At 30.0% G+C, this 20,321-nt stretch carries 15 protein-coding genes; 14 read left to right on the forward strand and 1 reads right to left on the reverse strand.

Translation table 11 applies throughout. From position 1 onward, the window contains the following. The first annotated feature begins 126 nt into the window (after positions 1-126). From KEC93_RS06065 to KEC93_RS06105, 9 genes are all read left to right on the forward strand, one after another. Positions 127-339, forward strand: a complete 213-nt coding sequence (locus tag KEC93_RS06065; protein ID WP_172462737.1) for a nucleotidyltransferase domain-containing protein — start codon at positions 127-129, stop codon at positions 337-339. Positions 340-662: 323 nt separating this feature from the next. Then, positions 663-2,435 (forward strand): diguanylate cyclase, encoded by a 1,773-nt coding sequence (locus tag KEC93_RS06070; RefSeq protein WP_242960324.1) that lies wholly within the window; start codon positions 663-665, stop codon positions 2,433-2,435. Between the two features lie 1,207 nt (positions 2,436-3,642). Further along, complete coding sequence (locus KEC93_RS06075) at positions 3,643-5,241, forward strand: MBOAT family O-acyltransferase (protein WP_077868339.1); 1,599 nt, start codon at positions 3,643-3,645, stop codon at positions 5,239-5,241. After that, entirely contained in the window at positions 5,228-6,592 is a 1,365-nt protein-coding gene (locus KEC93_RS06080) for an SGNH/GDSL hydrolase family protein (RefSeq protein WP_077868340.1), read from the forward strand. Before KEC93_RS06075 ends, KEC93_RS06080 begins: the two co-directional genes overlap by 14 nt. Before the next feature lie 42 nt (positions 6,593-6,634). Then, positions 6,635-8,146 carry an amino acid adenylation domain-containing protein gene (locus KEC93_RS06085; protein WP_077868341.1) on the forward strand — a complete coding sequence of 504 codons (1,512 nt, stop codon included), beginning with the start codon at positions 6,635-6,637 and terminating at the stop codon, positions 8,144-8,146. A gap of 379 nt (positions 8,147-8,525) precedes the next feature. Then, entirely contained in the window at positions 8,526-8,753 is a 228-nt protein-coding gene (locus KEC93_RS06090; RefSeq protein WP_017210807.1) for an acyl carrier protein, read from the forward strand. A 178-nt stretch (positions 8,754-8,931) separates the two neighbouring features. Beyond that, entirely contained in the window at positions 8,932-9,453 is a 522-nt protein-coding gene (locus KEC93_RS06095) for a VanZ family protein (protein WP_077868342.1), read from the forward strand. A gap of 510 nt (positions 9,454-9,963) precedes the next feature. Continuing rightward, positions 9,964-10,842, forward strand: coding sequence for a UTP--glucose-1-phosphate uridylyltransferase GalU (galU, locus tag KEC93_RS06100; protein ID WP_077868343.1), 879 nt, complete (start codon positions 9,964-9,966; stop codon positions 10,840-10,842). 38 nt (positions 10,843-10,880) lie between these two features. Further along, positions 10,881-12,860 (forward strand): ABC transporter ATP-binding protein/permease, encoded by a 1,980-nt coding sequence (locus KEC93_RS06105; protein ID WP_077868344.1) that lies wholly within the window; start codon positions 10,881-10,883, stop codon positions 12,858-12,860. 306 nt (positions 12,861-13,166) lie between these two features. On the opposite strand, the gene KEC93_RS06110 is transcribed toward KEC93_RS06105, so the two are convergent. Further along, positions 13,167-14,141 carry a PspC-like choline-binding domain-containing protein gene (locus tag KEC93_RS06110; protein WP_077868345.1) on the reverse strand — a complete coding sequence of 325 codons (975 nt, stop codon included), beginning with the start codon at positions 14,139-14,141 and terminating at the stop codon, positions 13,167-13,169. A gap of 338 nt (positions 14,142-14,479) precedes the next feature. On the opposite strand from KEC93_RS06110, the gene KEC93_RS06115 reads away from it, so the two are divergent. The 5 genes from KEC93_RS06115 (at position 14,480) to KEC93_RS06135 (ending at position 20,320) form a co-directional block, all read left to right on the forward strand. Further along, entirely contained in the window at positions 14,480-15,139 is a 660-nt protein-coding gene (locus KEC93_RS06115) for a hypothetical protein (protein WP_077868346.1), read from the forward strand. Positions 15,140-15,199: 60 nt separating this feature from the next. Beyond that, positions 15,200-16,504: a hypothetical protein gene (locus KEC93_RS06120; RefSeq protein ID WP_077868347.1), complete on the forward strand. Its 1,305-nt coding sequence runs from the start codon at positions 15,200-15,202 to the stop codon at positions 16,502-16,504. A 102-nt stretch (positions 16,505-16,606) separates the two neighbouring features. Next, positions 16,607-17,689, forward strand: coding sequence for a cell wall-binding repeat-containing protein (locus KEC93_RS06125; RefSeq protein ID WP_077868348.1), 1,083 nt, complete (start codon positions 16,607-16,609; stop codon positions 17,687-17,689). 811 nt (positions 17,690-18,500) lie between these two features. Next, positions 18,501-19,745 (forward strand): replication-associated recombination protein A, encoded by a 1,245-nt coding sequence (locus tag KEC93_RS06130; protein ID WP_077868349.1) that lies wholly within the window; start codon positions 18,501-18,503, stop codon positions 19,743-19,745. Between the two features lie 122 nt (positions 19,746-19,867). Next, positions 19,868-20,320 carry an RrF2 family transcriptional regulator gene (locus KEC93_RS06135; RefSeq protein WP_039772335.1) on the forward strand — a complete coding sequence of 151 codons (453 nt, stop codon included), beginning with the start codon at positions 19,868-19,870 and terminating at the stop codon, positions 20,318-20,320. Position 20,321: the final 1 nt, after the last annotated feature.

The following is a 20,321-nucleotide window of genomic DNA, read 5'->3' on the forward strand; positions in this document are numbered from 1 at the left end:
TATTATGGCAGAAGTTAATAGTGACAGCCATAAAAGAGTACTTAGTACATTTATTGTTTTAAGTAAATAATTTATAGGTTATAATATTATGTATGTTAAGTGTAACAAGCCAAAGGAGAGATAAGTTTGAATTTAGAACAGAAAATTGTTGATGATATATTTGATATATGCCATAAGCATAAAAGTATTAATAAAGTTATTCTCTTTGGATCTAGAGCAAGAGGGGATAATTTATTAAAAAGTGATATTGATCTTGCCGTGTATTGTGAAAATTCAATATCTGAATTTATTGAGGACATAGAAATGAATACAAGTACTTATTTGATTAATATTTATTAAATTGAATATGTACTGCAAGAATTCTAGCAGTAATTGTGAACTATGCATTGAAAATTATGAACTGTGGCTTGTGAACTGTAAATTGAAAATGTGAATTGTGCATTGAAAAACTGTGAATTGTAGATTGAAAACTGTGCATTGTGAATTGAAACATATATTATATCGAAAAGGGAGATTTAATAGTGAGTAAAAGCTTTACATTTAAACTGTATCTAATCTTTAGTATTATTGCCATATTAATGCCTACATTATTTATTATTTTAGTGCAGCAAAAAATAATTATATCCTTTGAAAAATGGGAAATTAGCAATTTTATTTATTTTATGTTTACTATTATTTTATTATTGGCCATTATTGTAAATAAAATTATAAGAGCATATATAAAATTAAAACAAATGAAAAGTAATTTAAATATTGGAGATAGAAAATATTCTAATGATGTTAAATTAATAGATGGAGAATCTCTATTCAATGAAATAGATAAAATAAATAGAAGTATAAGAATATTAAAATTTGAAAATAGTATTTTATATGATACAGCATTTGCTATATATAATATGGCATCTATACAAGAGTTATTAGATACTATATTAGCTCGTCTTGTAACTCACACAAATGCAGATTTTGGATTAATATTTTTGTTAGAAAAAGATGAACTTAAACTGAAATCACATTCTAATGTTTTATATGAAGAGTTAGAAAAGACAACTTTCAGAATAGGTGAAGGTCTTGTTGGATGGACATTTTATAAAGAACAGGGGTTACTCACAGATGATGTTCAAAAGGATTTTAGATATATACGGTGCATAAGTGATACAAGAGCCCAGATTACAATTCCTATAAAAATGCATGAAAAAATATTGGGTGTATTAGTTTTAGGAAGTAAAAAAGATTCGGATTTTGGAGAATCAGATTTTAAATTGATTAATACTATATCTGGAGAAATTGGACTTGCTATAAATAATGCCCAATTAACTGCTAAGCTTCAAAAAGAAAATCAAAATAATCAAAGACTGTTTGAGCTAACTAAAAGAATAACCTCATCTATGGATTTGGAAGAGGTATCTAATATGGGTATTAAGATAGTAACTGAGATTATAGAAGTTCATTCATGTACTTTAGGTATATTTGATAAAGTGGATGAAAATAAGATTAATGTTATTTCATCTTATGGGGATGATAAAAAAGGTTTGGAGTTTAGTGGAACTGTGGAAGAAGCTTTTAAAAAGAAACATATGGCTGAATTAAAAGCAGATAAAGGATACATATATTCCATCCCATTATTATCAAAAGAAAGTTGTATAGGTATTTTACATATAAACACAAAAAATGAATTAACAATAGAAGAAATTGAACTTATAAATGGAACTATAACACCTTTGACAAGTGCACTAGAAAATGCCTTTTTATACAAAAATGTAGAAAGATTAGCTACAAGAGATGGACTTACAGGAGTCTATAATCATCGTTATTTTCAAAATATGCTTGATGAATATATTAGAAAAGTTCAAAAGGATGAGAATGATCTATCTATGGCAATGATTGATATAGATAATTTTAAAAAATATAATGATACTCATGGACATCCAGTAGGGGATCTTCTTTTAAAAAAGGTTGTAGAAGTTATGCGAAGCATTCTACGTGATGAAGATGTTATATTTAGATATGGTGGAGATGAATTCACGATAATTTTGCCTTATACTAATAGTGAAGATGCAGGGGTTATTATGGAGCAAATAAAAAATATTATTAGTGATTATAAATTTGAAATTGGTGATAAAGAGGAAGAAGAAACAGAAGAAACAGAAGAAACAGCATTAGATGTAGAAGTGATAAAAGAAAGCATGTTTAAATCGGAAAAATTATTTAATTCTAATATCTTTAAGAAGTGGATTTCTGAAAAAGTTGGACTAAGCAAATCTAAGTCTATATCTAACACTTTTAATATTACTATTAGTGTAGGAATTAGCTCTTTAGTTGATGTCAATTATGATAAGGAAATGTTAATAAAAAATGCAGATAAAGCATCATTAAAATCAAAACGAAATGGAAAGAATCAATTAACCATATGGAAGCCAGAATTAAATATGGATTAAAAAATAATCCAAAATTAATATATAGTTTCACACTGAAATTTAAATCAGGATATTACATAAATAAAAATATTTTCAATATACATATGAAATATCAATGCGTTGTACAGGCAGTTATACCACTTACCGTCGATACAACGTATTTTTTGTGGAATAATATGTGGACTATAGATACCCCAACTTATGCATATAACTCGCCGAAATCATAAATATTTTGATTCCGAAAAGCTATGAAAATATCGCTGAAGGTTCTAAGCAGCAGGTTGTAGCCACTTTAGCATGCTCCAACTTTCCGAGGGAAGCTCGACTCATTACATTCGCTGAGGAAGTTCGAGAACCCAAAATAAAATTTTGGACTCTCACTTCACAAGCTAAAATGGAACAACCTACAGCTAAGAACCTTTAACAGCTCATTTTCAAATGTTTTCTTCACAAATATATTTATGATTTCTAGTGAAGATATGAACTTAAAGTTTTAGTAAATTTGTAAATACATTTATCTAATAAGTTGAATTCTTAAATTGTTTATCTATATAGATAAGCCAATTATAAGTTAGATTTATACTATGAAATATATCCCAACTAGAAATGGGTAATATACTTTTGTGGAATGTTTCATTGGTAATTTTGATGGATGTGATTCTTAATTGAAATTCCAAATCTATGATTTGGTCAATTGAAATTACTCAGTGAACGAAGTGAGTCGAGTTTCCTTTGAACTGTTCCAAATGTGCTAGTTCACAGCTTGTTCTGTGAGGCTAGCATTTTGGTGCAACTTTATAGCCTTAGAATCACCCATCAAAATTACCTGGAAACTGGAATAAAAGTATATTATTCATTTCGGCGAGTTATATGCATAAGTTCAGGTCTTAGTTGGGGTATCTATACAAAAGTATTAAAAAATTCTTATATTTATTAGTTTATGTATGGAACAAATGTTATAAAGTGCTATAATAAAAAATGTTTGGATATTAAATATTTTTTGCCATATATAAGCTTTAAATAGTATAATTCATTCTTTATAAAACTATATATTGAAAAAATGATTTTTCATCATAATTCTAAAAATATTGCAAGAATTTTATCCGTAATTGTGCATTGTGAACTGTGCATTGTGAATTGTGAATTGTAGTATATAGTTTAAGATGAATTTTTATGAATTAAACTTTTTGAAACATGTATATTAATCTCTTTATAAGGATGTGGAATAATGTCGTTTTTGCAATTTAATTTTTGTATTTTTTTTGTTATATTGATTTTGGCATACTATATTTTACCTAAGAAGGTTCAATGGATATGTTTACTTATTGGAAGTTATATTTTTTATATATCTGCTGGTATAAAGACCGTTGGATATATAGTTTTTACGACTTTGACAGTCTGGGTTGGAACAATTATTATAAGTAAAATTAGCGAAAATATGAAAATTGAATTAACTGAAAAAAAAGAAACACTGACACCTGAAAATAAGAAACAAATAAAGGCTCTGGCAAAGAGGAAGCAGAGAATAATTTTCTGGTGTGTTTTATTAAGTAATTTTGGAATTTTAGCGTTTTTAAAATATTTTGATTTTCTATCAAAAAACATTGTTGGATTGTTTAACATGGTAACGCATCATGGAACAGTTCCAATGAAGTTGGATTTGTTGCTACCATTAGGAATATCTTTTTATACTTTTCAGTCCATGGGATACCTAATTGATGTATATAATGGAAAATATAAAGCAGAAAAAAACTTATTTAAATTTGCACTGTTTATTTCATTTTTTCCTCAAATTGTACAAGGCCCTATTAATAGATTTGATAAATTATCAGAACAGTTATATAAAACTCACAGGTTTGATTGGCAGAAATTTAAATATGGTCTCCAATTGATTTTATGGGGGCTTTTTAAGAAGATGGTAATTGCAGATAGAGCAATCACATTAGTTAATGAAACATTTAAGAACTATGATAATTATGGTGGTGCAATCACAGTAGTAGGAGTTTTATTCTATTCATTACAGCAATATGCAGATTTTTCAGGCGGAATTGATGTTGCTATGGGGATCTCTGAATTGCTTGGAATAAATATGGCTGTGAATTTTAGAAGACCGTATTTTTCAACCTCACTATCAGAATTTTGGCGCAGATGGCATATTACCTTAGGTGCTTGGATGCGCGATTATATATTTTACCCTCTAGCTCTTTCAAAGAAAATGTCTAAGGTATCAAAACTAGCCAATAAACATCTTGGAAGGAAAGCAGGAAGGACTATTCCGGTTGTATTTTCTAACTTAGTGGTATTTTTAGTTGTTGGCATTTGGCATGGAGCTTATTGGCATTACGTAGCGTGGGGATTATATAATGGAATTGTTATTGCCTTTAGCACGATTCTAGAACCGTTTTATGAATGGTTAAAAAGAGTAACTAAAGTAAATACGGAATGCTTCTCATATCACTTGTTTAGGATATTAAGAACATTTTTTATTGTAAATTTAGGATGGTATTTTGATAGAGCAAGTAATCTTAACTCTTCACTTTATATGTTACATAATACCGTAGCAAATTTTAAAATTACGCAATTACTTGATGGTACAATTTATAAACTTGGACTTAAAGAACAGGATTTTAGAATTTTATTTTGGGCAACGGTTATTTTGTTTGCAGTAAGTGTATTACAAGAAAGAGGAGTAAAGATACGTGAATTTTTATCTAAGCAAAATTTAGTTTTTAGGTGGGCAGTATTTTATGCATTAATTTTTGCTGTCATAAGCTTTGATGCTAGTTCTGGAAATCTTCTAGGAGGATTTATGTATGCACAATTTTAAATATAAATGGTTTAGTGGAATCATATTTATAATGGTATTTATTATTTTAAGTTATGGCTTAGCATTTGCCCTTGTGCCAAAGGGAAATTATTCACGAATGACAATGCGTGAAATGTATTCTGAGAAAAAAGATTTTGATGTGGTATTTGCAGGTGCCTCACTATCTCAAAGAGATATTAATCCGTATATTATGGATAAGGAATTGGGGGAAAATACTTTTAATTATGCATTTTCTCAGCAAATGTTTGTGGGTACTTACTATTCATTGAAAGAATTATTTTCTTACCATAAACCTAAACTAATTGTTTTAACGGTTGATCCAGATAATTTTACTAGCAAGGAAGAAAAGCCAATAGTATTTCTTTCAGTTTCTTTATATATGAAATCATTTTTAAATAAGCTTGAATATTATTTTTCATCGTCCCAAGATGGTTCTTATTTAGACAGGCTATTTCCGTGGCGTGGATATGATGTAAAATCACCTCTTGATGTAGTAAACAATATTTATGGAAAATTTGATTCTTTTTATACAGATTATCCAAAACCGGGACAAGTAGAAGCTATGGAAAACAATAAGAGTGGCTATGTAGGAAAAGGATTCAATAAGGTTGATCCTAGTGATCAAAAAGGAACTTTAAATTACGATAATCTAAAATTACCTCCGGCTAATAAAAATATAGGTGATATAAACTCAAAAGATACTGAATATTTAAAGAAGATATCTGAATTATGTAAGGAAAATAATTGTGAGTTAATTCTTTTAACAACACCATTTCCTACATTTCAAATCCTTAGAGTAAAAAATTACTTTGAATTTGATAATAAGGTGGCAGAGATAGCAAAGAACTTAAATATTCAATATTACAATTATAACTTAATAAAGCCAGAATTGTTTAAGCTTAAAAATGACTATCTTGCTGATACTGAGCATTTGAATACTAAAGGAGCAGAGGCTTTTTCTAAGTCTTTAGCAGCTTTCATAAAGAAGCGCCAAAATGGTGATGATATGAGCAAATATTTTTATAAACAAGATGAATATTATGCATCAATAGATTATGTTTCATCTGCGTGGTTTAATTGGAAAAAGAATGGTAGTATTATAACACTATCAGGGGATTCTCTTCATGGATCTAAAGTTACACCAGAATACCAATTTGTATTACTGGATTCAGAAACTGGGCAGGAGCATATTATACGAGATTATGATAAAAATCCAGATTTCGTTTTTGATTCAAAGTCCTATAAGAAGTTTAAAATACGAGTAAATGCCAGAGCAAAAGGATCTAATAATAATGAAGCAATTCGTCATTATGATGAAGATGTTTCCAAAGAAGAGTCATATAAAAGATAATGTAAAGTAAGCTATGAAAAAATAGATTATGGAGGAAATATTATGGAAAAAAGCATTTTATCTTATCTTGAAAAATCAGAAAAGAAATTTCCTAATAAAGTTGCTTTTTCTGATGGTAAATATAAATTAACTTATCATGAATTAGTTGAAGAATCTAAAAGTATTGGGAGTTTTTTGATAGAAAACATAGGTATGCATAAAGCTGTTGTTGTCTATATGGAAAAAGGCGCGCGAAATATTTCAGCATTTATGGGGGTAGCATATGCAGGTTGTTTTTATGTTCCACTGGATGCTCAAATGCCTGTAGAGCGTATTAACATAATATTAGATACATTGAAGCCAGCTGCTATAATTTATGATAATAAAACAGAAAAATATCTTTCGCTTATAGAAACAGATTGCATAAAGGTATTGTACGATGAAATTTATATGTTACCAAAAAATGAAGAAAAATTAGTGACTGCAAGAAGACAAATGATTGATACTGATCCTTTGTACATTCTTTTTACAAGCGGGTCAACAGGAATTCCAAAAGGTGTCATTGTATGCCATAGATCTGTAATTGATTATGCAGACTGGGTAGTTAAAACTTTTGAGTTGGATGAGAATACTACTTTTGGAAATCAGACACCATTTTATTTTAGTATGTCTGTATTAGATATATTTGCAACTATTAGAAGTGGAGCAACATTATACATTATTCCTAAAATGTTATTTTCGTTTCCAGTAAAGCTACTTGAATTTTTAAATGAAAAAGAGGTTAACACAATTTATTGGGTTCCATCTGCATTAAGCATAGTGGCTAATTTAGGAGCTTTAGATGTCATTGAGTTGCCTCATTTAAAGAAGATTTTATTTGCAGGAGAGACAATGCCTACTAAACAGCTTAATATATGGCGTAGACATGTTCCTGATGCAGTATATGCAAATTTGTTTGGACCAACTGAGATTACAGATATAGGAATATACTATATAGTTGACAGAGAGTTTAATGATGATGAACCTATTCCTATAGGGGTACCATGTGATAATGTAGATGCTCTGGTTGTTGATGAAGATGGACAACTTGTTGAAGAATGTGGAAAAGTTGGAGAATTGTTAATTCGTGGATCTTTCTTGGCTTGTGGATATTATAATAATCCAGAAAAAACAAGGGAAGCATTTATTCAAAATCCACTAAATAAGAACTATCCTGAAACTGTTTATTGTACAGGAGATTTAGTTTACTGGAATGAGAATAGAGAATTAGTTTATGTTTCACGTAAAGACTTTCAAATAAAACATATGGGAAATAGAATAGAATTAGGTGAAATAGAAAATGCAATGAGTGCATTAGAAGGCGTGGATATGTGTTGCTGCCTATATAATAAAGAAAGTGATCAAATTGTTGCTGTATATTCAGGAAGCCTTGAGACTAAAAAACTATCACAGAATTTGAAGAAAAAGCTGCCTCGTTATATGCTGCCTAATGTCTGCTATAATAGAAGCAGTATGCCACTCAATATGAATGGAAAAATTGATCGTAAAAAGCTAATAGAAGAATATATAAAATAAATAAACAACATTAAATTTAGATTTATGCTGTAACTTACCGAAATTATAAATATTTTGATTCCGAAAAACTATGAAAATATCGCTGAAAGGTTCTAAGCAGCAGGTTGCATCCACTTTAGCATGCGCCAACTTTCCTAGGGAAGCTCGACTCATTACATTCGCTGAGGAAGTTCGAGAACCCAAAATAAAATTTTGGACTCTCACTTCACAAGCTAAAATGGAACAACCTACCGCTAAGAACCTTTAACAACTCATTTTCAAATGTTTTCTACACAAATATATTTATAATTTCTAGTGAAGATATGAACTTAGAGTTTTATTAAATTTACAAATATGTTTATATAATATGTAAAATCATACAATGAAGGAGAGATATATTATGGAGAAGTTAATTGAATTATTACAAGGTGTTAGAGATGATGTTGATTTTGGGACATGTACAACTTTAGTTGATGAAGGTATTTTGGATTCGTTTGATATTGTTGAAATTGTTAATGTAATTGATGATGAATATGATATCGAAGTTCCTGCAATTGAAATAATTCCTGAAAATTTTAACAGTGCAGAAGCAATTTTTAACTTGATACAACGCCTTTTAGAAGAATAAATTTTATTATAAGTTAGATGGTGAGATTGAAAATTATAATTATATAAAATTACTGCACTAAATTATGTTTAGTGCAGATTTTGTTTTAAGCAAGTGATATATGGGGTATAATATAAGATAACTATTAACACTATTGAAATAGAATTCACAAATGGTCTAATTAAAAAGAGGTGGTCACTTGAAAAAAATCGTTATACTTTTATGTTTGTTCTGGATGGGATTTATATTTTATATGTCAGGAAATAACGGAACAATTTCTCATGAACAAAGCACTAAGGTGGTTAATATAATTGAAAATGCTCAAAGAAATCAAGAAAAATCACAAGCTGAAAATAAAGATAAGGCAGTAAGCAGTAGTGATAGTTCCCAAGTAAATAAGAATAGCATTAATGTTCAGCAGGAAGAAGCAAGTAATTTAGATCATATAGTAAGGAAAAATGCTCATGCATTTATGTATATGGTACTAGCAATTCTAGTTTGCGGTGCACTTTTCTCTTATAATAAAAATGGAAAAGGTATGATAATTTACATATTGTTTATTTGTTTATTTTATGCTGTAACTGATGAGTTCCATCAATCTTTTATACCAGGAAGGACTTCATTAGTTAGTGATATTTTAGTTGATTTTATGGGAGCAATGATTGGATTAGGCTTATTTTATTTTTCTTATTATAAAATTTATAAAAGGAAAAGGTCTTAAAGGAAAAAGTACGTAGTTAAAAAATTACGTGCTTTTTTCTTTATAGATATCCAAATCTAAAACTAAATTTATGTGGTAGCTTGCCGAAATCATAAATATTTTGTTCCGAAAATCTATGAAAATATCGCTGAAGATTCTAAGCGGCAGGTTGTATCCACTTTAGCATGCTCCAACTTTCAGTTTGACAAGCTAAAGTGGAACAACCTACAGCTAAGAACCTTTAACAGCTCATTTTCAAATGTTTTCTACGCAAATATATTTATGATTTCTAGTGAAGAGATGAACTTAAAGTTCTGGCAATTTTGTGAATATGTTCATCTAATAAGTTAAATTCTTATTGGCTATCTATATATTTGTTTTTATAGTTTATTAGGTCAAGGTTGATTTAAAATTCTCTTTATTTCAGCAGCTGTTAAAATAATTTCACAATACAATAAAATTTCATGTTATACTATAAATAGGATATAATTGACAAAAAAAGATAAGATGACTAATATGGGGGACATAATCATGAGTAAAAAAATAAAAAAAGCGATAATTCCTGCGGCAGGCTTGGGCACAAGGTTTCTTCCAGCAACTAAAGCAAAATCTAAGGAAATGCTTCCTATAGTAGATAAACCTGCAATTCAGTATATTGTGGAAGAAGCAATAGCTTCTGGAATTGAAGAAATTCTTATTATAACTGGAAGGCATAAAACATGCATTGAAAATCATTTTGATAAGTCAGTGGAACTTGAAGCAGAACTAGCTAAAAATAATAAGGACGATTTATTAAAGATAGTCAGGGATATATCAGGTATGGCAAATATTCACTACATAAGACAGAAGGAACCAAAAGGGTTAGGACATGCTATTTACTGTGCTAGGGCATTTGTAGGAAATGAACCTTTTGCAGTATTGCTTGGAGATGATATTGTTTATACAAATGAATACCAAAAGCCTTGTTTGAAACAGCTTATGGACTGCTATAGTGAATACAAAACAAGTATATTGGGAGTGCAGGCAGTAGAACCAGAGCATGTATCAAGGTATGGAATAGTTAATGGAATAAAAATTGAGGATAGAGTGTCTAAGGTTAAGGGGTTAGTGGAAAAGCCAAATATTAAAGATGCTTTATCTAATACTGCAATTCTTGGAAGGTACATAATAACACCACAGATATTTGAGGTATTAAGCAGAATTAAACCTGGAAAAGGTAATGAAATACAGCTTACAGATGCATTATTAGAATTGCTTAAAGAAGAAGCAATTTATTCATATAACTTTGAAGGAACAAGATATGATGTTGGAGATAAACTTGGATACTTAAAAGCTACAGTAGAATACGCATTAAGAAATTCAGAACTTAGAGATGGATTTACAGATTACTTAAAGAGTATAGTTATTTAAGTTTTGAAATTAAGTTGAATTAGTAAAAGAGGAAAATAATGAGTATATTAAGTTTAAAAAATATTAGCAAATATTATAAAGTAAAAAGTAGTGAAAAAGTTTATGTGCTAAAAGATATTAATTTATCTTTTGAGAAAAATGAATTAGTGGCGATTATAGGAGAATCAGGTAGTGGTAAGTCTACATTAATGAATTTAATAGGTGGATTGGATTCTAAATATAATGGAGAATTATTTGTAAACGGAGATAATATTAAAAAGTTTAAGAAAAGAGAACTCGATGATTATAGGAAAAATAAGATTGGGTTTGTATTTCAAAGCTTTAATTTAATACCACATTTATCTATTTTAAATAATGTAGCAATAGCTATGACGCTATCTAATGTAAAGAAAAAAGAAAGAGTTAAACGTGCAAAAGAATTGTTAATAGAACTTGGGTTAAAAGATCATATAAATAAGAAGCCAAACCAGTTATCAGGTGGGCAGAAACAGAGGGTAGCTATTGCAAGAGCATTAGTGAATGATCCTGAAATAATTATTGCAGACGAACCTACAGGAAGCCTAGACTCAAAGACATCAATGCAAGTTCTAGAAATAATGAAGAGTATAGCTAAAGCTGGTAAACTTGTGATTATGGTTACTCATTCTGAAAAAGTAGCATCTTGCTGCAGCAGAGTAATTAAAATAGCTGATGGAAGTATAAATGAGGATAATAAATCCTTTGAATTGGAAGCTGCTGTTGGCGATGAGAAGAACTATGAAGGAAGCAGATACATCAGAAAAAGAGGGAAAAGTTTAAATTCTTTTAATGCAATAAAGCTGGCACTTACTAATATGAAGGAAAAGGCAATAAGAAATATATTTATTTCTATAGGCTCAAGTATAGGAATAATGAGTCTTATTTTGATGTTGGCTTTTGGAAATGGAATTAAGGCTTATTTTAATAGAACTATGAATAGTTATGTTAATCCTCTAGTAATAGAGGTAAACATGCCTAGTGATGATTCTGAAACGGTTGATTTAGATATTGCAACCATACAGAAGCCTGACATTAATAAACAAACTCCATTTAAAGAAGAAGATATAAAAAAGCTATCAGAAATAGAAAATGTATCTTCTATAGAAAAGGGATTTAATGAAATATCTCTAGGAGCAGATTCTTTAAGTTATAATGGAAAAGGAAGCAATGTCATGAGGCTTTCAACCATATCTTCAAATATAACAGAATCAAATCTTAAGGAAGGAACGTTGCCTAAAGACGGAGAGATACTAATAAATAAAACTATAAGTGATAAAGTTGGAGAAGACGTTATTGGTAAAAAGGTGACTTTGAGCATTTTAGTAAATCAAAAGGTATTAAAAAAAGAATTTGTTGTAAGCGGAATTTATACTACAGCAGGTGGAGATTTAACTTCAATCATGAAGTCTGTCTTTTTAAACTATTCAGATTTAGAAAACTGGTATTTAGAGAATAAATATGAATTAAAGTCTAATGTAATGTATTTAAATACACCTAGTGAAAAATATACTGACGGAATAAAAGAAAAGGTTAAGGAACTCGGATATTCAGGATCTTCGCAGGAGCAAATGTTAAATATGTTTAATTCTATGATAAGTATTTTAACTTACGTGCTATCAGGAATTTCGGCGGTATCTTTGGTAGTATCTGCAATTATGATTGTAGTAATAATGTATATTAGTGTTGTAGAACGAACTAAAGAAATAGGCATAATTAAAGCCATAGGGGGGCGTCGGAAGGATATAAGAAAGATTTTTGTTTTAGAAGCGTTCTTAATCGGCTGCTTCAGTGGGATTATTGGACTTGCCTTTGCATATGCATTAATGAGAGGTATAAATATCAAGTCAATTAAATTATTTGGAATCAATTTAGTTTTGATAAAGAAGTCATATGCTGCTTTTGGATTAACATTAAGTATTGCTATAAGCGTTCTGGCTGGACTATTACCAGCTAATAAAGCTGCTAGATTAGATCCTGTTGAATCTTTAAGAAGAGAATAATTAATAGTAAATATATATGTTGCAAAAATAATTTTTCATAATAATTCTAAAAATATTGGGAAAATTTTAGCCGTAATTGTGAAATGTGCATTGTGATTGTGAATTGAGAATCGTGCATTGTGCATTGAAACATATATATATAATAAACCTTTGGATGTTACATTATCCAAAGGTTTATTTTTACTGTATATTTTAGCACTCAGAAAACCATCTTCTAAATGGAGCTCACGATTATGTTAAATGCTTGTACATAAATAAGTACCTATTTTTTAGATTAAAAGCTAAATACAAGAATAACAAGTTTTATTATTGTAATTCAAAAAGAGCCCCTTTTACTGAAACATATTTTGTATCATCTTCAGTAATATACATATCTGCAGAATAGCTACTATAAGATATGTGGAGGCGTTTAACAGTATTGCCGCTAACTGAAATCTTCCATTTTGATTTGAATTCAGAAGCTGTCATTGAGCTTTCTTTAATAGTAGGATTAATAGTTGTTACGCCAAGAACAGGAAGTGTAGCAGTAATACCATCTTTAGAGATTGTAAATTGTTCACCGACATATGATTCTATAGAGTCATTGTTACTACCTTTATAAACGAGATCGCCAACGGTCCAAGTCCCATATAAGTATTCATATGAAGAGTCAGTGTCATCATTTTTTGATCCAGAGCTACTGCCTCCTGAACCACCTGAGCCTCCTGATGAAGTAGAAGTTGTTGTATTAGTAGTACCCGTAGTAGTATTTTGATTTGCTGTAGATGCATTTACTTTTTCGCCATTTTGACCAAAAGTATAACTTACTCCGTTAATAGTTATAGTTCCTGTTTTCATTGCTCCAGAGTCACTTAAATAATAAGTTTTACCGTTTAATTCAAGTAATCCAGTTTTCATATCTCCAGATGAATTTAGGTAATACCAAGCTCCGTTGTTTAAAAGCCAGCCAGTTTGCATATCTCCAGATGGATTAGTATAATACCATTTACCGCCATCGCTAATCCAGCCAGTTTTCATTTCGCCAGATGATGCTAGGTAATACCATTTACCGCCATCATTAACCCAGCCAGTTTTCATTACGGAATTTGAATCGAAGAAATACCAATTTCCATTTATTGATTTCCAACCGGATACCGCAGCATCTCCGTCGCTGTAGCTCCAACTACTATTATCAGCTTGTCTCCAAGCAGCTGATGCTTTTGTAGGAAGCACAACAGTAGCAGTAGCTACAAGTGTTATTGCAGCTACAAAAACTAAGTTTTTTAGTTTGAAATTTTTCATTTTAACACTCCTCATAATACTTGATTAGTTATGCTCAAAATTCACAATAGTTTGTTTGAGGTTATTGCATATGTATAACTATGTGAAGTTTGAAATATACATATATATAATTTACCATTTAAATATGTAAATTTCAAATTATTATAAATGATGGAAGGTTAATTAATATCTAGAATAAGAAAATTGAAAAAAATAGTAATTTTTAAATGAAAAACTATTCATATAAGTGGATATCATGGAAAAAATATTGTAATTAGCCCATAAATAATATATTATAGAATATGTATACTGTTATTGGAAGAGAATATAGTTAAAATATTGAAAGGGGAAAAATAAGAATGAAAATGAAAAAATTATTATCAATGGGAGCACTTGGATTAGTAGTAGCTTGTTCTACATCTATAGGAGCTTTAGCAGCTGACACACAAACAACTAGTAAGACTGATTTACTAATAAAAATGATTGCAACTCAATATCTTGAGGGAACAAATCCAACAGGTCTATTTGAAGGGGTAAAGGCAGATACTCCAATCAATACAGTTGTCACTGATAAATTCATTGGCAATGTTAAAGATACGTTTGGAGATTCTGAAGTTGCTAATAAAGCAATAAAAAAATTTGAAAACAATAAAGATGCTACTGTAAAAGAAATTTTACAAAAAGCTACTAGCAGCCAAGAGAATTTCGAGAGATTTAGAGATGATTTCATAGAAATTGCAAAAAAAGTACAAGCTATGGATAAATTAACAGATGATACTGCTAGAGCAGCGGCTGAAAAGAAAGTAATTAGTATTGTTAGTGCTTATAATAGCTCTTTAACTGTTGCTTTTGGAAAAGATGCTGAAGGAAGAACAAGTGCTACTATTAAGAAATCAGGTAAAACTATAATTCAACTTAATTCTGAGGATCTTCAAAAGGTTATAGATAAGGCTAAAGATTTCACTTGGAATGATTTTAATAATAAAAAAAGCGAAATAAAAAATCCATCACAAAAATAAATTTAATAATTAGATTTGTAAGAATTTTTTAATCTTATTAGGAAGGATTAATATACTAGCATGAATAAGACAAGAAAAAGCATCAGTGTTATTATTGCCATATTGTTAGTGTGCAGTATTATATTTGCAGTATTATCTATATTTCTTAAGGCTATTGTATTAAATAAAAATACGTATACTAATATACTTGATAAAAATAATACTTATGAACAAATTACAACATCAGTTTATGATAAAATAGATGCTATATTAAGTGCTAAAAATATTAATTATGACATTAAGGAATCTATAATAACAGAAGATGACATAAGAAAAGAAGCTGATACTATGATTTCTGGCTTAATTGATTATTTAGAAACAGGAGAAAATAATATAAAACCTTTAAATACAGAAATATATAAGCAAAGAGTTGCGGATATATTACAATCTATATTTGGTAATTTGAAATCTGATAAAAATGATTTGTCTTATAATAGCAATATAAAGCTGGATAATATGGCCTATAGTGGGCATCCTGTTATGTTCAGTAATATGGTTGTTAATAAAGAACAGTCGCAAGTAGGACAAAATACTATTAATGTAGAAAAGCTAATGTCTAAAGAAGAAGCAGAGGCTAGAGTAAGGGAAATATTAAAAGAAAAAGGTTTAACTGAGGAACAAGCTATTGAAAAGGCAAGAAAAAAAGGGATAACTGAAGAGCAAGCTTTAAATATATTGGCTGGGTATGGGATAACAATTGATGATGATTCAACTGGGTCAACAGCAGAGAAAACTACTAGCGATACTAGCAATGATAATTCACCTGCACAAGAAAATCAGGGGGATGTTAAAAACTCAAGTGAGGGATCATCAAATAGTAAAATTACAAATCCTACAGATCAACCTGGGGTTAGTAAAAGTGCCAAAAGTCAGTTAGAAAACATAACAAAAAAATTACAAAGTGAAGCTGAGGATAATATTAATAAAGAAGTTGAAAAAATAAACTTAAATAAGATGTTAGGTTCTAGTAAGCTTCAAAAGATAGCAAAAGTCACATCAATAAGTTATAAACTGTTTTGGCTATTTATAATATTACCGTTTATTTTGATGGGAATGCTAATCAAAATAAACGGCGGAGATTTTAATTCAAGCTTAAAATACATAAGAAATGCATTTTTATCGTCAGGTCTAGTATTGTTAGCAATCTCTAGTGGTGCGTACTTTTTTAAAGCTTATGAAAAGATAAATATTAGCCAAGCTTATTTAGTTGATACAATTTCTTATACGATAAAATATTTTTCTAATATTTTATTGGTTTATGGTGCAATAATATTTGTCATAGGTTTACTTATGTTTTTGCCTAAACTTAGAAGAAGGCTAAATTAAGAGTAGGCAATATAAGGTGTTATTTGTTTATTAGGATGATATAAACAAATTAAGTTTTATTATAATTGAATAGTAAGAGTATTTAAGGAGGGTAATATAATAATGAAAAGTTTAAAATTAAGGAAAATAGTTGCATCTGTAGTTGCAGCATTAACAATAGCAACTTTATCTCCAATTGGAGCATCAGCAGAATGGAAGCAAGATTCTAATGGTTGGTGGAATACAGAAGGAAATTCATATTCTACAGGTTGGAGATCAATAGATGGAAATTGGTATTATTTTGATTCAACAGGGTATATGAAAACAGGATGGGCAAATGACGGAGGTACATGGTACTATATGCAACCATCAGGAGAAATGAGAACAGGCTGGGTAAATGATGGCGGTACATGGTACTATACAAATGCATCAGGAGCAATGCAAACTGGATGGGTAAATGATAGAGGTACATGGTATTATTTACAATCATCAGGGGCAATGAAGACAGGTTGGATAAATGATAATGGTGTATGGTATTTTGCATCAACATCAGGAGCAATGCAAACAGGAGTAATTGAAGTTAATGGAAAAGTATATTATCTTGCAGCAAATGGAGCAATGGCAACAGGTAATGTAACAATCAATGGAGTTACTTATACTTTTGCAGCAAGCGGAGAAGCTATAGGGGATAAGAAGCCGACACCAACATTAGCATTCACATCTGCTGGTGTTCCAGTGAAAGTAAATGATCCGTCAGATACAACAGGAACTACTATTCCAACTACAAAAACTGGAGGCGGTGGTGGAGGCCATCATAGCTCAGGCGGAAGTACAGTAGATCCTGAGCAAGCTGCGATAGATAATAAATATGCACAAGAAGCTGTAATTCCTGAAATAAAACCAGTACTTAGTGATGATAAAAAAACTGCAACTATAAACGTAGCAGCAGTACTTGCACCTAAGTTTAAAGAAGAATTAGGACAAGAAAAACCTGATAATATAGATGGTGTTGACTATCTTGTTAAGAAAGATATAACTATAAGTACAGCTGATGGAACTGATGTAGGTATAACACAAACTGGATTAGCTGAATATAAAGTAACAGCAGGTACTAAAGGAACAGTAACAGCAGTTATTTCTTTATTAAATCCTAAAACAGGACAATTATATTATGTAAGTTCACAATCTACACCATTCCAAGCTTAATAGCTGAATTTATAGACGAATATAAAGATTTAAGAATTATTAATTATATTTGTATTAAACTAAGAGTTTTATAATCAAATGTAATAGTAATACTTATTCATTAATAGCAGAAGCAAAGCAGTAAGAATTTTGAATTCTTACTGCTTTCTTATTTTTTTATATCTGCTATAATATTACTTGTCGCTATTTTTATTTCTAGCGAAGAAAAATATTGGGGAAAGTGTTACTTTATATAAAATAAAGTTTATTATATATATTGTAAAAATAAATCTTCATCATAATTCTAAAAATACTGTAAGAATTCTAGACGTAATTGTGCATTGTGAATTGTGAATTGTAAAATATATATAAGTTAAGAGGCATTAAAGAAAAAAGAAGTTCAAAACTATCAAGAAGATTTCGAGTTAGGCATAAGTAATATAGCAGTAAGAAGGGCCTTGCTAGGGATATATCCGCTGCTAAATAGAAAATTTGAAATCTTAGGCTTCGAGTGAATCAATTGCTTTGAGCATATGCTGAGACTTTTTTATTCTCTAGAAGTTTATATTAAAGTCAAATTTTTGGCGTTGTACTCTTTGATGGCATAAATTATGAAAGTTACTGATTAAGAGTGTTAAATTCTTAGAGAGAATAAAAAAGAAGTATATTAGTCATTTGGATTTTTGTCGTAGGGATTAAAAATCAGATCTATAAAAAGTATCCTACTCAGTAGTCGCCTGAGATTTTACTCTGATAGAAAATGATTAAAGTGAGATTTGTTATTATTTTTGATTGCGTTTTAAAACGATAATTGCAGAAAGGAGTGGGAAAGGTGAGACCATTAGCAGATTTAATGAGACCTAATAAATTAGAAGATTTTGTAGGTCAGCAGCATATATTAGGGCAAGGAAAGCCATTATATAACTTGATAGCTGGAAAAAACATATGTAATTGCATATTTTACGGACCACCAGGAACTGGAAAAACAACTTTGGCGAATATAATGGCTAATTATGTAGATAAGAAATTTTATAAATTAAATGCAACAGTTGCATCAGTTAAGGATATTCAGGACATAACTAATAATATAGATAGCTTATTAAATTATAATGGAGTTGTTTTGTATATTGATGAACTTCAACATTTTAACAAAAAGCAGCAGCAGGCATTGTTAGAATTTATAGAAGATGGAAGAATAACTTTGATTGCAAGTACAACTGAAAATCCATATTTTGTTATACACAAAGCTATAATAAGCAGATGTAATATATTCTCTTTTAAGCCTCTAACTACAGGTGACATAATAGTTGGTCTTAAGAGATCTATACAAAAGCTTATAGATGAAGGGATAGAAATAGAATATTCAGATGAGGCGCTGGAGTATATTGGAGAAATCTCTCAAGGTGATTATAGAAAGGCTTATAATATTTTAGAGCTGGCTGTAAACTCTCAGGTTAAGCAGGTTAGAGTTATTTCGAGCGAATATATTGAAAGTCTAGGCCAATCAAGTATGCGGGCTGATTCTAGTGGAGATGAATTTTATAATTTATTAAGTGCTCTTCAAAAAAGTATAAGGGGCAGTGACCCTAATGCAGCAGTACACTATCTAGCTAGATTGATTAAAGGAGGAAATCTAACTGCTATAATTAGAAGAATATCTGTTATTGCAGCAGAAGACATTGGTCTTGCATTTCCAAATGCATTATCTGTTGTTAATTCTGGAATAGAACTTTCATTAAAAGTTGGACTTCCGGAGGCAAGAATAATTCTTTCAGAAATAGTTGTATATTTAGCAACGCTTCCTAAATCTAATAGTGCATACTTAGCTATAGATTCTGCTATGAGTGATCTAGAAAACATTAACTTTGGAGATGTTCCAATGCATTTAAAGGATGCTCATTACTCTGGAGCAGCAAACCTTGGTGTTGGTGGCTATAAATATCCTCATGATTATCCTAATCATTATGTAAAACAGAGTTATTTACCGCAAGAACTGCTTGGAAAGATTTATTATAATGAACAAAATAATAAATATGAAGAGAGTTTGAGGAAATACTGGGCAGAAATAAAAAAATAATAGCAATTATCGTTTGACAAAAGCCGAGTATTTTGGTAAGATATAAGCGAATTTAATATATCTTTTATAATACTAGAAAAACAAAGAAATATCAACAAAAAACGAAAAGGGGTGAAGAAATAATGAAACTTTCAACTAAAGGAAGATATGGAGTTAGAGCTATGGTTGACTTAGCATCTAATTATGGTGGTGCCCCAGTTTCAATAAAAACTATATCAAAGAGAGAAAATCTTTCGGAATACTATTTAGAACAGTTATTTAGCCCGCTTAGACGTGCTAATATGATTAGAAGTATAAGAGGTGCTCAAGGTGGATATGTTCTATGTAAACCGCCAAAAGACATAACGGTTGGCGATATTATGACTATTCTTGAAGGGCCAGTTGAGATAGCAGATTGTATTGATGGTGTTGAGTGCGATAGCTCGGATTGCTGTGCAACCAAAGCAGTTTGGGAGAAGATTAAAAGAAGCATAGACGATGTTATGAACTCAATTACATTACAAGATATACTTGATGATTATGAGACAATTAAAAACAATAAGAATAATATTAAGATAGTGGATAGGAGTGAATGAT

The sequence above is a fragment of the Clostridium beijerinckii genome (assembly GCF_018223745.1).
GTDB lineage: Bacteria > Bacillota > Clostridia > Clostridiales > Clostridiaceae > Clostridium > Clostridium beijerinckii.

What these genes read in the sequence shown, in the direction of transcription:
- KEC93_RS06070 (WP_242960324.1), top strand. Translation starts at nt 663, where the DNA reads ATGTTTACTATTATTTTATTATTGGCCATTATTGTAAATAAAATTATA.
- KEC93_RS06075 (WP_077868339.1), top strand. Translation starts at nt 3,643, where the DNA reads ATGTCGTTTTTGCAATTTAATTTTTGTATTTTTTTTGTTATATTGATT.
- KEC93_RS06080 (WP_077868340.1), top strand. Translation starts at nt 5,228, where the DNA reads ATGCACAATTTTAAATATAAATGGTTTAGTGGAATCATATTTATAATG.
- KEC93_RS06085 (WP_077868341.1), top strand. Translation starts at nt 6,635, where the DNA reads ATGGAAAAAAGCATTTTATCTTATCTTGAAAAATCAGAAAAGAAATTT.
- KEC93_RS06090 (WP_017210807.1), top strand. Translation starts at nt 8,526, where the DNA reads ATGGAGAAGTTAATTGAATTATTACAAGGTGTTAGAGATGATGTTGAT.
- galU (WP_077868343.1), top strand. Translation starts at nt 9,964, where the DNA reads ATGAGTAAAAAAATAAAAAAAGCGATAATTCCTGCGGCAGGCTTGGGC.
- KEC93_RS06105 (WP_077868344.1), top strand. Translation starts at nt 10,881, where the DNA reads ATGAGTATATTAAGTTTAAAAAATATTAGCAAATATTATAAAGTAAAA.
- KEC93_RS06110 (WP_077868345.1), bottom strand. Translation starts at nt 14,141, where the DNA reads ATGAAAAATTTCAAACTAAAAAACTTAGTTTTTGTAGCTGCAATAACA.
- KEC93_RS06115 (WP_077868346.1), top strand. Translation starts at nt 14,480, where the DNA reads ATGAAAATGAAAAAATTATTATCAATGGGAGCACTTGGATTAGTAGTA.
- KEC93_RS06120 (WP_077868347.1), top strand. Translation starts at nt 15,200, where the DNA reads ATGAATAAGACAAGAAAAAGCATCAGTGTTATTATTGCCATATTGTTA.
- KEC93_RS06125 (WP_077868348.1), top strand. Translation starts at nt 16,607, where the DNA reads ATGAAAAGTTTAAAATTAAGGAAAATAGTTGCATCTGTAGTTGCAGCA.
- KEC93_RS06135 (WP_039772335.1), top strand. Translation starts at nt 19,868, where the DNA reads ATGAAACTTTCAACTAAAGGAAGATATGGAGTTAGAGCTATGGTTGAC.